Raw genomic sequence first — 15243 nt, 5'->3', positions numbered from 1 at the left:
AGTCCTGAATGCGGTCAGAAACAAGATCATTCACCTGATATTCGCCCTGATAAAAAATCAGACAACCTACCAGAACAACTTGCATTTGTCATAGAAATCGGACTGACACAATGAAGCAGACTTTATAATTCAATACACTGCTCTATAAGGAGTGTATGTCCACAAAAAAATAGGGCGGCCAGAAGCCGCCCTATTTCGGGATTTACATTTCCACAACCTAATACTCTAAATTAAAGACACGGGTAAAGCCTGAGCGTTGCACAGCAGGCTACCTACTTATTTTCTCTTTTACAGCACGCCATTCCAGCCACCCTGGCGGTAGAACTGCAGCAGGCGCTGACGCATCTGGTGCTCGTAGCGTGAGCGGATGGCGTTGGCCTGGGCACGGGCCAGATTGGCCTTAGCCAGTGAGTACTCAAATATGTTGGCCGTACCGGCGTTGAGTCGGCTTTCTACCATCGCAAAGCTCATCGTAAGTGATTCGAGCTGGCTCTGGGCAGCGGCGAAGCGGTCGGAGGCGGCATTGGCATCCAGCACCGCCTGCTCGATGGCCTGGCGCAGCTGCTGACGCGTTATATCCAGTTGGTTCTGGGCGATGCGCTCCTGTACTTGGGCGGTAGCAACCCTGGGGCGGGTTACCCAGCGGCCCATGAGAGGGATGTTCAGGCCCACACTCAAACCTCCGTTACGGGTAGCGTTGAGCTGCTGGAAGTAATCCAGATTGGCATTGGTAGAGGCATAAAACGCCCCGAAATTAGAAGACAGAGTCAGAGACGGGAAATTACCCGCCTTGATGGACTTCACCAGGTACGTAAAGCTCTGCCGACGTAGTTCGGCTCCGCGTAGTTCAGGAAATACTTTCTGGGCATCTTCATAGATATCCTCGGCATTCATAGTTCCATTGGGCTGGTCAGCCGGGGCCAGCGGTTCCAGTTCTACGTTATCGCTGGGGGGCAGGTTCAGGAGCTGGAAGAGCGCCAGACGCGCCGCCCGGTAGTTGTTAAGGGCCGTCACCTGGTCGAAGCGGTCATTGGCCAGCTGCGCCTTGATCTCGTACAGGCCACTCTCGCCCACTACGCCGGCGCTAACCTGCTTCTGCACACGATCTACCTGCTGCTGTGAAGCTTCTACCTGCTGTAGAGCCGCTTCGTTCAGAGCCCGGGTAGCCAGTACCTGTACGTAAGCCTGTACCAGCAGGATGGTCTGGGCGTTCAGGATGGCCGTACGGCTTTCGATGGCCGACTCCCGCAGCAGCTGGTTCTGACGGACCTGGTTCTGGATCTGGAAGCCCCGGAATAGGGTCAGATCAAGCCCCGCTCCTACGTAGTTGGAGTTGTAGAGCTGGTCAATGTAGGCGTTGGTGAAGCGGTCGATGCTCCGGCCCAGGTTGACGCTCTGGCTCGCACCCAGTGCCAGCGAAGGTAGCTGCTGCGATTTTACCTGCCGCCACAGTGCATCCGCCGCCTCAGCCTGCAGCTGCGCATCGCGGTAGGTCAGGTTATTCTTAGCCAGGATATCGACGCACTCGCTCAGGCTGAGCATAGCGTCCGGCGTGGATGCGCCCTGTGCTTTAGCAAGCTCAGGCACCAGAAATCCGGGAATAAAACCAAGTAAGAGTAGTAAATATTTCATGGCTATTTTAGGTAGTTAGGAGGTAGGTTGTTAGGTGTTAGCCTTTCTCCTGTTTTATAACAAATTGAATTTTCTAAGACAGTAGTAAATGAATTGTATCTATGAGTTCAGCTTCCGCAGCCTTATTCCTAAGAACCTAATACCTAACAGGCTAACTCACGCCAGCCAGCCGTCTTTGAGGCGTACGACCCGGTCGCCGTAGGTAGCATTGGACTCCGAGTGCGTCACCTGTACAATGGTGACGCCATCCTCCTGATTCAGCTTCTTGAACAGCTCCATGATTTCGACGGCCTGCTCCGAGTGGAGGTTGCCGGTTGGCTCATCCGCGAATATGACTTTGGGACGGTGTACAATGGCCCGCGCCACGCCTACCAACTGCTGCTGTCCGCCCGATAGCTGATGCGGAAACAGGTCTTTCTTGGCTACTATATTGAAGCGGTCGAGCAGCTCAGCAACCCGGCTCTTGCGCTCCGACGAGGCCACGCCCTTGTACAGCAGCGGCGTTTCGATATTTTCGTATACAGTCAGCTCGTCAATGAGGTGGTACGCCTGAAACACGAAGCCGATGTGGTTGCGGTGCAGATCCGTACGCTTCTTCTCGGACAGGCTCTGAACGGGCTCGCCCAGGAAGAGGTACTCGCCTTCGGAGGGTTCTTCGAGCAGTCCCATGATATGCAGCAACGTAGACTTACCCGAACCGGATGGACCCATAATGGACACAAACTCACCTTCGTTGATGTCTAAATTGATGTTGCGTAGTACGTATGCTTTACCGAAACCGGCGGGATAGTGCTTGGAGATTTTCTGAAACTGTAACATCAGGGTCTGTATTGGGGGTTATAGTTGATTATTTTCAAATTGCATACCAGAACTTGCCTTTGCTGATATACAGCCATTTATGCCTATTTAGACACAAAAAACCGTCCGAAATCGCACACTTTTGTACGAATTCGGACGGCACAAATATCAGGAGTATTTACAATGGAATCGCCTATCAATTGGTAGATATATAACGGCTGCCTTTGGCGTATTTGAAGTCACTGCCCCGGCTGAATGTTACCTGGCTCAGGTCGCCCTCGCGCTTGAAGTCGGTGTACTTGAAGTCGGCGTAGCCCTGGAAGTGGGTACCCTTAAAGGTAACGCCATCCTGAAAATTGGCGTACTTGAAGTCAGCTACCTGGCTGATACGGGTATTGGCAAAATTAGCCTCATCGCTGAACTTGGCATACTTGAAGTTGGCCGAATCCGTAAAATCCACATTGGCAAATCGGGCACCTTCGTTAAACTTAGCATACTTGAAGTTGGCCTGGTGCCGGAACTTACTGTCCGCAAAGGATACCTTTTCGGCAAAGTCAGAGTACTTAAATTCGGCCAGTCCCTCAAAGGTACAGTTCTCAAATACAACGGCTTCCTTGAAGTCAGCCGTGTAGAGTGTCTGGTCATCGCCATCGTTGTTCATGACACTTCCCAGCAGGCCGCGTCTTTTTCCGTCTTTGCCTACCACCTTGTAGGCCACTACATCACCCCTGAAGGTACAGTTACGAAAAGTGATAGGTACCTCCACGCGGCTCTTGTACTCGCGGGTATCCATGTTTCCGCGTTTTTTCAGCTCCTTATTCGACAGCTCCGTCAGGTCCAGGTCCCCTTCGATGGTTTTGTTGTTAACCTCGACCGCGAACTTCCGGTCAATGTTCTGAATGATTTCTTTGGCCGAAAGCGTAGACTGGGCCGTGGCCGACACGGCCAGCAGGGCTACCAGCGCAAGCGAAAAGAAGTAGGAAAATGTGGTTTTCATGGCGTTACGAGTTTTAAGTATCTGATGTGATTTACTCAACAGATGGTGGATACAGGGCAAAGGTTGCATGGGTCTGAAAAAAGCTGTAAGCTATATGCAATAGGCTGTAAGCTTGCTGTCTTCCTTCCCATTATACATTAGAAGTGTACGAAGGAATAATAGTGTATAAAAAGGCGCCTTAAATGCAGCCCCAGAGGGGCCAAACCTTAGTAGCAGATTAGCGAGTTGGAGGGATTTGAGCCCCGGTAGGGGCGATACCAGCCTCATATGTGCCGCTGCCACGGTGGCCGCTCCTACGGAGCTCTTTGTACACATTTGATGCTATTTCTCCTAAAGTACCGCCCGGCAGCGGCCGTCCGCCTCCGGGGCTGAATGGAAATTCCTTCGTACACTACTAATGCGTTATTCATTATCCATTTTTAATTATACATTAATAATCATTCGCTCTTCAGGCTCTTCACCGGATTGACCAGGGCGGCCCTGATGCTTTGGAAGCTGATAGTCAGTAGTGCAATGGCTACTGTCACTACGACCGCTACCACCACCATCCACCAGCTCATAGTGATCTTGTAGGCGAAGTCCTGCAGCCAGAGGTCCATGGCGTACCAGGCCACGGGCGTTGCAATGACAATGGCGATTACTACCAGCTTAAGGAAATCCAGGGAAAGCAGGGTCACGATACTGGCCACACTGGCGCCCAATACCTTGCGAACGCCAATCTCCTTGACACGCTGCTCGGTTGCGAACTTCACCAGCCCGAACAGCCCCAGACAGGCTACGAAGATCGTCAGTCCGGCAAAAAGGGCTAGGATGCGGCCGGTTCTGAGCTCAGCCTGGTAGGTAGCCTGGTAACTTTCGTCCAGGAACGAATATCGAAAGGGTTCGCCGGTTCCGAATCCCTCCCACTTCTCTTTGATCGAAGCCAGCAGATCGGCCATATCCTGCGTCCTGGCTTTGACGATAATTGAGCCAGAGTTGTCACCCAGTGCCATCACCATAGGGGCTATTTCCTCGTGCAGCGAACGGTAATGGAAATCTTTCACTACCCCAACTACCCGGTATACCTTGTTCTGACCCGAACTGAGCAGTACGCCCGGATTCGTCAGGGTCTTGCCTAGGGCCCCTTTGTGCCAGCCAAACGTCCTTACCGCCGCTTCGTTGATGATCACTGCCGACGAATCAGTCAGAAACTCCGGTGAGAAGTTACGGCCAGCCACCAGCTTTATGCCCAGAGTCGGGATGTAGTTGTAATCTACCCCAAAGTAGCCCATCCGGAAGAGCTGCGCATCGTTACCATCCGGGTACAGCGACAGGATGCCGTTATTAGGCGACCCGGCCGGCAAAAAGCCCGAAATACTGGCGCTGGTGACCCGGGTATCCTGCAGAAGCTGGCGGCGTAGTACCTCTTCGTTACGGCCCAGCGTCCAGGTTTCGTTGATTACCAGTACCTGCTCCTTGTCGTAGCCCAGCTTTATATTCTGGATGTAGCGGAGCTGCCGGTATACTACCGTAGTACCGATGATGAGGGTAATGGAAACAAAAAACTGAAAGACCACCAGGCTACTCCGCAAACCGATGCTACCGCGACTTACTACACGGCCGGTAGTACCTCCTTTAAGAATAGAAATGGGTTTGTACGACGAGAGGAAAAAGGCCGGATAGCTCCCCGCCAGCGCCCCCACCAGCAGGCCGAACAAGACCAGCCCCACCAGGGTCCAGGGGGTACGCAGCAGGTCAAGATCCAGTTCCTTGCCCGACAGATCATTGAAGAAAGGCAGAGCCAGGTATACGATTGCAATCGCCAGCACGAGTGACAGCCCCGTGAGCAGAATAGACTCCACCAGAAACTGACCTATCAGCCGGCTCTTCTCGGAGCCCATTACTTTACGGATACCTACTTCCTTGGCCCGCCTGGAGGCACCGGCCGTGGAGAGATTCATGAAGTTGATACAGGCCAGCAGCAACATAAACAACGCAATAGCCGCAAACAGGTATACGTACCGGATATCACCGCCGGGTTCTATTTCGGTTTCGGCTTTGAAGTCGGAGCGGAGGTGGATGTCGGTCAGGGGCTGGAGATACAGGCCAATGTCATTGCCCTTCTTACGGAACTCCGTCAGGCCAATCCCGATCAGCTTCTCCAGGGCCGGTCCCATGTGTGTTTCCACCACACGCGTCAGCTTGGCTTCGAGCTGGCGGTAGTTATAGCCCTCGGGCAGTACCAGATAGGTGAAGTATCCCGACACAAGCCAGTTGGGCTGGCGGGACTCCGGCACGCTTGCCATGGAGGCAAACAGGTCCATGTGAAAGTGTGAGTTGGCCGGTACCTTGTCAAAAACGCCGGTAACGGTATAGGAGGCCTGGGAATCTTTGATGGTTAGTACCTTGCCGATGGGGTCAGCATCGCCGAAGTACTTGCGAGCTACCTTCTCCGATATGACTACAGTATTGGGCTGTACCAGCGCCGTACGGGCATCCCCTTTGAGCAGAGGCAGCGTAAATACCTGAAAGAAGTTAGAGTCCACAAAGGCAAAGGCTTCTTCCTTGAAAGTCCGGTCGCCGTAGGTAATGCGTGGTACCCCGCCGGTTCTGAGGCGGGTAGCGTCCAGTACCTCCGGGTAGTCGTTGCGCAGGACTTGGGCCACGAGTGCCATCACGTTGGCTTCCCGCATTTTTTCTCCGTTCATGGTACCTCTGAATACCACCCGTACGATACGATCGGCTTTCTCGTGGTAGCGGTCATAGCTCAATTCGTTAAACACAAACAAGCCGATCAGCAGGCAGGTCGCCAGTCCCAGGGCCAGCCCCACGATATTGATGGCGGTGAAGGCACGGTTGCGGATCAGGTTCCGCCAGGCTATTTTGATATAGTTTTGGATCATGGCTAGGTTAGGTGGTTAGCTGTTAGGTGTTAGCTATTAGCTCTTTGTTGAACGTGCGCTACAAGGAGTTCGTCGCTAAAGCAGGTACCTACACATAGTAGCAATTATACATTTTTAATTATACATTCTTCATTACTCGCTCCTTAGCGAGCGCACCGGATTCATGAGGGCGGCTCTAATGGACTGGTAGCTTACCGTCAGAAAGGCTATGAGCACGGCCAGTACACCTGCCAGTACAAAGGCCCACCAGGGTATATCGATGCGGTAGGCGAAGTCCTGCAGCCAGCGATCCATAGCGTACCACGCCACGGGTGCCGCAATGACCAGAGCTAGTAGTACCAGCTTCATAAAGTCCTGAGAGAGCATAGCTACGATACTGGCTACTGACGCGCCCAATACCTTCCGGATACCGATCTCTTTGGTTCGCTGCTGTATGATATAGATCGCCAGTCCCAGCAGCCCCATGCAGGCAATCAGAATAGCCAGGAACGAAAACAGGCTAAATATACGCTGCGATACCTGCTCGGCCCGGTACAGGGCACCCCAGTCCGAATCCAGGAAGGAGTAGTGGAAGGGTTGCTCGGGCAGGTACTTCTTCCAGACCTTGCCGGCCTGGGCCACGATGGCCTGCGGATCATCAGCCTGAATACGCATAACGATCTGACTGTTGCTGCGGTTAAACCAGCGATCGTTGAGCACAAACAGCGGTGCTATGCGCTGGTGCAGTGACTGGTAGTGGAAGTTCTTGATGACTCCCACGATAGTATACGTCACATCGGCACCATTGGCCTGACCAAAATTCCCCGGACTAATCAGCTTTTTGCCAACGGGATCGGTCAGGCCCAGTTCCCTAACCGCCTCCTCGTTAATGAGGACTGATAAAGAATCATTGAAAGACTTAGAGAAACCGCGCCCGGCTACCAGCTTTATATTCATAGCCTGCAGGTAGTTATCGTCCACTACAGTACCCCTACCCGTCACAGTTTCAGTTTCGGCCTCTTTCCGGAAAATAATACCGAAGAATCCCCCCTGAGTACCGGGGGTAGCGTTGGTACCTCCTACGGCCTGCACACCCGCTATCCGCCCCAACTCCTGCTTAAAAGCCTCCGTCTTAGGTCCCAGAGAGCCCGCTCCCTGCAGATTAACCACGGCTTCTTTGGTGAAGCCCAGCTCTTTGTTCTGGATATAGCGTAGCTGCGTCAGTACGACCAGCGTACAAATGATCAGGATAATAGATATTGAAAACTGAAACACCACCAGTCCGTTGCGGAGCAGATGCCCCTGCCGGGTCGACATGAATCTTCCCTTAAGTACTTTGATGGGTTCAAACGACGAAAGTACCCCCGCCGGATAGCTGCCTGCCACCAGGCCGATCAGCAGGGCCAGCAACAGCATGAAGGGCGCGGTATCCCACCGTAGCAGAAACAGGGTTGAGAGCTGCTTACCCGCCAGATTGTTGAAGAAAGGCAGTAGTATACCTACCAGCAAAAGCGACAGCAGGAAACTGAAAAAGCTCAGCAGCACCGACTCGGTCAGGAACTGCGTAGCCAGCTGGCTCTTGTTGGAGCCCAGGGCTTTGCGGATACCTACCTCACGCGCCCGCTCCGACGAACGCGCCGTAGCCAGATTCATGAAATTGATACAGGCGATCAGCAGTACAAATACGGCAATCACCGAGAAGATGTACACCAGCGTACGATTGCCGTTGGGTTTCAGCTCGGCTTCCAGGTTGGAATCCAGGTGAATATTCCGTACGGGCTGCAGGAAGTAGTAGTAGCCGTTGCCTGCCCTGACGTACTCCTGGTACGATACCCCAAAACTACGCTGTACCTCACCGGCGGCGTACTTCTCCACCAGCGCCGGCAGCTTGCTTTCTACTACCTGAGCGTCAGTATTAGGCTTCAGCAACAGGTACGTAAGTACCGAAAAGCTGGTGTGGTTTTCCTGCTCCGCAAAGGGAAAGCCTTTCAGGCTTATCACAAAGTCGAAGTCAAAGTGAACATTGTCGGGCAGATCTTCGGCTACTCCCGTTACCTCCAGTTGGGGGCCGTCTACTATTTCCAGGGTTTTGCCCACCGGATCCACTTTTCCAAAAAGACGCTCGGCGGTACTTCTGCTGAGTACTACGGTATTGGGCCGACTCAGGACCTGAGCCGCTTGTCCCTGCAGCAGTGGCACCTTGAATACGTTAAAAAAGGTAGAATCAGCCGCCAATACATTCTTCTCTTCCAGCACCTGCCCCTGGTACTTCATGAGGGTACCTACCCCGTCCCCGCCGAAGGGTACCATACGTACTACCTCCTCTACCTCCGGAAGCTCGCGCTTGACATCCTGCGCGTACGATGCAGGAATAATGGCGTACTTCGTGACGCGGTCGGGGTACTTGCGCTCCAGTGCCATCCGGTAGATGCGCTCCCCTTGGGGCCAGTAACGGTCATAGCTCAATTCATCAGACACATACATCACAATCAGGATGCAGCAGACCATGCCGATGGATAATCCGATGATATTGATAGCGGTGTTCACCTTGTTTTTCAACAGGTTCCGCCAGGCGATTTTGAGGTAGTTCTGGAGCATGAGCTTTGTTGATAAGAATAAAAGGTATGAAGGGAGGAAAGCAGGAAGGGAGAAAAGAAAAACACGTTCGGCACTTTCCTCCCTTATTACCTTTCCTCCTTTACTCACTCCTGAGCGAGCGTACGGGGTTCATCAGGGCGGCGCGTAGTGAACGGTACCCTACCGTAAGCGCGGCAATAAGGAGCGTAGCCGCAATAGCCAGAGCAAATATGCCAACGCCTACTTCAATCTTGTACTTGAACTCCGAGAGCCACTTGTTCATGACCCACCAGGCCATCGGAGCCGCCAGCACAAAGGCGATGATGACCAGCCGTGCAAACTCTTTTCCGAATAGCCACAGAATATTCTCCACACTGGCACCCAGTACTTTGCGTACCCCGATCTCCTTGGTCTTCTGTACCGCCATGAACGAAATCAAACCGTACAAGCCCAGACAACCGATAAAGATGGCTACTCCGGCGAAGAACTGGATCAGCTGGAGCATGATGGAGTCAATAGCATAGAACTCGGCAATGCGCTCATCCAGAAACTCGTGCTGATAGACATACTCCGGGAACGTCTCGCTCCATACCTTTTCGATGGCCGCCAGGGTAGGCTGCAGGTTACTGGTGTTCACCTTCACAGCATAGTTCTGATACCGGCTGATATCGGACATGATGCATACGGGGCTGATGTCGGTACGGAAGGAGTAGTTATAAAAGTCCTTCACTACCCCTACGATCGGAGCCGTCATGGTACCACCGTTGACGCTGAGCTGCTTGCCGATCACCTCCTCCGGCGACTTCACCCCCAGTTTCTTTACGAGTGTTTCGTTCACCACAAACTCACGCACGGTATCTGATGGCACTATATTACGGCCCGCTACGAGTTGCAGATCAAAGGTGGACAGGTACTTGCTATCGGCTACTTTCATGTTGATTGAAAACACTTCGTCTTCGGTACGGGTATCGTAGCGCAGGCCGGTATTCAGGTTGGCACCCGCTGCGGGTGCCTGGAAGCAAAAGGCACTTTCGTTCACGCCTGCTACCTGCTCCACCCGACTGCGCAGCGTACTCAGCTTGGCCTGATCCCGTACCGGTACGGGCAGCATCACTACCGCATCCTTATTGAAGCCCAGATCCGACTCCTGCGAGTACCGCATCTGGTCGGCTATGACAATGGTCCCAATGATCAGGATCTGTGAGATGGCAAACTGCGTGATCACCAGTCCGCGGCGCAGCGTGAAGCCTCCCACGTGTTTCTGAGCCAGCTTGCCTTTCAGCGCCTGCATCGGCTGGAAGCCGGCCAGAATCAGCCCCGGATACGAGCCCGAGAAGAATACCACCATCACCAGCAGTACCACCAGAAAGCCCAGCAGGTAGTAGTCCTGAAGGAGGTTGATGGTCATCTGGGATTCGAAGAGCTGGTTGGCAAAGGGCAACGCCAGATGCGCCAGTCCGAAAGCAATACCGGTCGCAAAAGCGGTGATCAGAGCCGTTTCGGAGATAAATTGCCAGAATAGCTGCGCCCGCAGGCTACCCAGTACCTTACGCACCCCAATCTCTTTGGCCCGGGTGAGTGCCTGAGCCGTAGCCAGATTGATAAAATTAACGCAGGCCGTAATAATCAGGAACAGTCCTACCAGCGACAGAGCCCACAGGTTTTTCTTCTCTACGTAGCCGTCCAGGTCGGGGTTGAAGTGCATATCGGCAATGGGCTGCAGCTTAAACCGGAACACCTTGGCGCCCTCGGCATCGTAGTACTTCCTGGACATCGACGGCAGTGCCTTCTCCACCATAGCCTGGGTGACACCCGGCTTCAGGAGCACAAAGCAGTTCAACCCGCTGAATACACCGCCCCAGCTTTCATCACCGGCCAGCCAGGCGTTCTGGTCTTTCAGATTGGCGTACGAAAGGTATATCTCCTGGCGGCGGTCCGTCGTAGCGGGCAGGTCCTGCAGTACGCCCGTTACCTTGAAGTCGAAGCGGTTGTCCAGACGGATGGTCTGGCCGATGGGATTCTCATTGCCAAAGTACTTATTGGCTATTTTTTGGGTAACTACCGCTGTATTGGGTTCGGCAAGAGCAGTTTTCTTATCTCCCTGCACCAGGGGGAAGCTCATGACATCGAGAAACTCAGGTTCGGCGTACGCTACCCCCTGCTCTTCCTGAAACTTCTTATTGTCGCGTGACTGCGGCAGCGACAGCAGCTGATTCTGGTAGACAGCGACGCGGGCTACTTTCTCGGCAAAGGTGTAGTCATTGCGGAAGGCCTTGCCCAGGGGCTGCGGTACGCCGCTGGAGTAGCTGATCTCTTCGCTATGAAACTCCGAAATAACCCGGTAGATCCGGTCGCTCTGGGCATGAAAGGTATCGTAGCTCAGGTGGTACCTGACCAGCGTAAAGATCAGGATGGCACAGGTAATACCCATAGCCAGGCCCGCTACGTTGATGATGGCGTAGGCCTTGTGTCGCTTCAGGTTCCGAAAGGCGATTTTTAAGTAATTCTTGATCATGGCTATTGCTAAAGGATAAAAGGTTCGAATGGAGAAAAGGAGGAAGGGAGGCCGCTTTGTGGAAAAAAGAAGGGAGAAAAACACTTTCGACACTTTCCTCCTTTCCTCCTCTTCCCTATTATTCAGATCGTAGTGACTTTACCGGGTTGGCCAGGGCGGCTTTCATGGATTCATAGCTGGCAGTGACTACGGCAACCAGGAACGTCAGTGCGATGGCCAGCAGCATAATGCCGGCTCCAATGGGTATCTTGTAGGAATAGTCTTCCAGCCAGGACTGCATCATGTACCACCCCGCCGGTGCGGCTATCACAAAAGCAACGACGATAAGGAGCGCGATTTCTTTACCAAAAAGAGAAAGTATACTCGTCAGGCTGGCGCCTAGTACCTTCCGGACACCAATCTCCTTGGTCTTCTGAGAGGCCATAAACTTCACCAGACCGTACAAGCCCAGGCAGCCGATAAAGATAGCGATCAGCGAAAACACCCGGATGAGCTTCAGCATGATCTTTTCCAGTTGGTAGCTTTCGGCAATTCGGTCGTCCAGGAAGTGCTGCTCGTAGAGGTGGTCGGGAAAGTACTCGTTCCACAGCTTCTCTACGTCCTTCATGGTCTGCTGCAGGTTAGCGGCCTTGAGCTTTATGCCGCAGCTATGATGAATATCCTTCCAGGTAAATATCGCTATGGGATCGATATCGTTCTGGAAAGAGGTATTGTTCCAGTTTTTGAGTACACCATAGATGGGTGCGGGCTTGCCCCAGACACGCAGGGTCTTGCCGAGGGCTTCGTTCGGACTTTTCAGCCCCAGACGCTCTACGGCCTTTTCGTTGATCAGGTACCCCCGGGTGGTGTCACTCTGAGGTATGTTCTGGCCGGCTACGAGCTGCAGACCAAATGTTTTGATGTAGTTGTGATCTGCGTTTTTGGTACTGATCTGCCATACTTCGTCCTTCTGGCGGGTATCGTACCGGAAATTCGTTGTATTGGCGGACTGATCAGTTGGCATAAACAGGCAGAACGAAGCGTCGGCGACACCGGGTATGGTCAGTAGTCTTTCGCGGAAGGTAGCCTGGTTGATCTTGTCAGGAGCGGGTATTGGTACCTGTACAATGCCTTTGGTCTCGTATCCGACGGATTTATTCAGCATGAAGTCCACCTGGTTATTGACCACCAGCGTACAGATTACCAGCAACTGGATCAGCACAAACTGAAATACGATCAGGCCCCGGCGTACCGACATACCGCCGATATGACGGGTAGTGACGGAGCCTTTCAGGGCAAGTACCGGACGGAAGCCCGCCAGGATCAGCCCCGGATAGGAGCCCGCCAGCAGCACTACTACGACCAGCAACCCGGCCAGAAACAGCCACAGCATAGCATCGGACCAGGCCACGCTGGTAGGCCAGGCGCCGGGTTGTTCGAGCCATTCGCTGGCATTGGGCAGGATACTGGCCGCTATACCCAATCCCACAACCATAGCAGCCAGGGTGATGAGGGTAGTTTCGATCAGGAACTGAACAAATACCTGGCTCTTGGTACCACCGATGGACTTGCGTACCCCTACTTCTTTGGAGCGCCGCATCGCCTGCGCCGTAGCCATATTGATGAAGTTGAAGCAGGCGGTCACAATCAGAAACAGACCGATAGCCCCCATGATCCAGATCCACTTCATGGGCATAGAGCCGTAGTAGGTCTCGGAGTGGTGTATTTCGCGGAAAGGGACCAGGTGGTGAAAGTATGACTTATAGTCGTTTTCGCCGTGGTACTTCTTGTTGATCATTTCCAGCTGCTTCTGAACGTACGCCGCACTTACGTTTTCAGGAAGCAGGGTAAAACAAAAGGTATTGGAGTTAACGCCTCCCCAGTGTTCCAGATCGGAGCCTCCGTGTCTGAACTTAGGGTTGGCCGGAAGGGTCTCAAAGGACACAAAAAACTCGTAGGGCAGGTTTGTATTTTCACGTGGATTACCGACAATACCTGTTACTTCCAGGTCCAGCTGGTTTTCCAGACGAATGATTTTTCCGATGGGATTTTCCTTACCAAAGTACTTCTCCGCCATCCGCTCACTCAGTACAATGGTATTGGGCTTGCTCAGCGCCTGCTTGGCGTTGCCTACCTGCCAGGTATAATCAAAAATAGAGAAGTACTCAGGCTGTACATAGGCCGACTTCGGCCCTTCCTCTTTGAACTTCTTCTGGGGTTTTCCATTCGCATCCAGCGTAGCCAGCAGCAGGTCATAAGCGCCCAGGCACATACCGGTAGTCAGTTTGGGCAGTTCGGTACGCATGGCCTTCCACATAGGAGTAGGTACTCCCCGTGAGTAGCTGCTACCATCAAACCTGAACTCAGTCGTGACCTGATAGATACGGTCGATGTTGGTATGGTAGTCGTCGTGGGTTGTCTGGAACCGGATAAACCAGAACACCAGCAGAGCACAGGCTAAGCCCAGCGAAAGACCTCCTATATTAAGCAGCGCGTACGTCTGATTTCTAAGCAGATTTCTCCAGGCGATTTTGAAGTAGTTAAGGATCATGGCGGTTTAGGTAGTTAGCTGGTAGGTACTTACTTTTAGCTTCTCCTGTTCATCAAAAATTCATGGCTAATAGATGGAAATTACGTACACTGTTCCACCTGACAGGTACCTTACTAGTACTAAAAGCTATGCCAATATGCAATTCTAGCTGTAAATCAAGCATTTAGCATACCCATAAAAAACAAAAGTGTCCGATATCGGACACTTTTGTTCATAGGCGAACAAGCCTCAAAAACACGCTATAAGTAGTTGCTACTGGTTGATGTAAACGCTACCGCTGCTCGCTGACAGCTTCACCGGTATACCACCCCCATTCAGGCGGCCTTCTACGCGGTCATTACCGGCGTGGCCGCTGAAGTTCTTCAGAGGTACATTTACCTTGTTGCCACGCAGGTCCAGGTCCAACCCTTTGTCCAGCGGCATGTGTACCCGCACACTACCCGCCGAGGTAGCCAGGGTTACGTAATCGCCTAGTTTATCAAAGTCTACTTCAATAGCTCCGGCGCTGGTGCTGGCCCGCAGGCTGGCGGCCACTCCGGCCAAACGAATGGAGCCCCCGGAAGTACCCGTGTTCAGGGCTCCTTTGATCCCTTCGCCTTTGATACTGCCCCCGCTGGTCTTAGCCTCGATGTCGCCATCCAGGTTATTAAGGGCTATACTGCCCCCGGAAGTTCTCAGCATAATCTTACCATTCAGGTCATTGGCTTTGATACTCCCCCCGCTCGTTACGAGCTCTACATCCTTCGAGCACTTGTCTACCTCGATGCTACCGCCGGAGGTACGTCCACGCACTACGCCATCCAGGTCACGTACCTTGATGCTACCGCCACTGGTGGTAAAATTCTGCTCGCCCGTCAGGGAGGCGATCCGGATGCTGCCGCCGCTGGTGCGGAGGTTGGTCTGCATGTTACGGGGAGTATACACTTTAAAACCGATAGAAAGGCTCCGCTTCCAGTCGTTGTCACGGTTGCGGCGCTTGGCGGTCGCTATGACCGTGCTGCCCTCGGTCCGGATGTCTATGTCGTAGTCCTGCAGGCGCTCTTCGATCTCCTTGCTGCTCAGGTTGTCACGGCCGTTCCAGTTGTTGGGGCGCACGTACATCTCTACCTTGACGCCGCTGCTGTTGTTTCCCTCTACACTGATGGAGCCCCCGGAAGTTTCGACGCGCAGGGCGCTGAGCGAGCCGGAAAATGTTTTGGTCGAGTAAGGCGTCTCGTCGTTGGACTGAGCATAGGCGGCGGCGGAGGCTACCAGTACCCAGATGAGCAGGAGTATACTTTTATTTTTCATGGTTATTGGTTAGTTATTTTTTTAAGGATGATTAATAACTCGC

At 53.1% G+C, this 15243-nt stretch carries 8 protein-coding genes; all 8 read right to left on the bottom strand.

Annotated elements, in window-relative coordinates:
- Nucleotides 1-288: 288 nt before the first annotated feature.
- The 8 genes from JTN23_RS06185 to JTN23_RS06150 all read right to left on the bottom strand — a co-directional run bounded on the left by JTN23_RS06185 (nucleotide 289) and on the right by JTN23_RS06150 (nucleotide 15200).
- Complete coding sequence (locus tag JTN23_RS06185) at nucleotides 289-1632, bottom strand: TolC family protein (protein WP_247233131.1); 1344 nt, start codon at nucleotides 1630-1632, stop codon at nucleotides 289-291.
- A 156-nt stretch (nucleotides 1633-1788) separates the two neighbouring features.
- Nucleotides 1789-2451, bottom strand: a complete 663-nt coding sequence (locus JTN23_RS06180; protein WP_247233130.1) for an ABC transporter ATP-binding protein — start codon at nucleotides 2449-2451, stop codon at nucleotides 1789-1791.
- A 175-nt stretch (nucleotides 2452-2626) separates the two neighbouring features.
- Nucleotides 2627-3427: a pentapeptide repeat-containing protein gene (locus JTN23_RS06175; RefSeq protein WP_247233129.1), complete on the bottom strand. Its 801-nt coding sequence runs from the start codon at nucleotides 3425-3427 to the stop codon at nucleotides 2627-2629.
- A gap of 437 nt (nucleotides 3428-3864) precedes the next feature.
- Nucleotides 3865-6309, bottom strand: a complete 2445-nt coding sequence (locus JTN23_RS06170) for an ABC transporter permease (RefSeq protein WP_247233128.1) — start codon at nucleotides 6307-6309, stop codon at nucleotides 3865-3867.
- 132 nt (nucleotides 6310-6441) lie between these two features.
- Entirely contained in the window at nucleotides 6442-8886 is a 2445-nt protein-coding gene (locus JTN23_RS06165) for an ABC transporter permease (RefSeq protein ID WP_247233127.1), read from the bottom strand.
- 100 nt (nucleotides 8887-8986) lie between these two features.
- On the bottom strand, nucleotides 8987-11380 hold the full coding sequence (locus tag JTN23_RS06160) for an ABC transporter permease (protein ID WP_247233125.1): 2394 nt from the start codon (nucleotides 11378-11380) through the stop codon (nucleotides 8987-8989).
- A gap of 118 nt (nucleotides 11381-11498) precedes the next feature.
- On the bottom strand, nucleotides 11499-13910 hold the full coding sequence (locus JTN23_RS06155) for an ABC transporter permease (RefSeq protein WP_247233123.1): 2412 nt from the start codon (nucleotides 13908-13910) through the stop codon (nucleotides 11499-11501).
- 252 nt (nucleotides 13911-14162) lie between these two features.
- A complete protein-coding gene (locus JTN23_RS06150) occupies nucleotides 14163-15200 on the bottom strand; it encodes a DUF4097 family beta strand repeat-containing protein (protein WP_247233121.1) in 1038 nt (345 codons plus the stop codon).
- Nucleotides 15201-15243: the final 43 nt, after the last annotated feature.

Source organism: Telluribacter roseus (assembly GCF_017355915.2).
In the GTDB taxonomy this organism is placed as follows: Bacteria; Bacteroidota; Bacteroidia; order Cytophagales; family Spirosomataceae; genus Telluribacter.
This window is presented reverse-complemented; position numbering and strand designations above follow the sequence as displayed.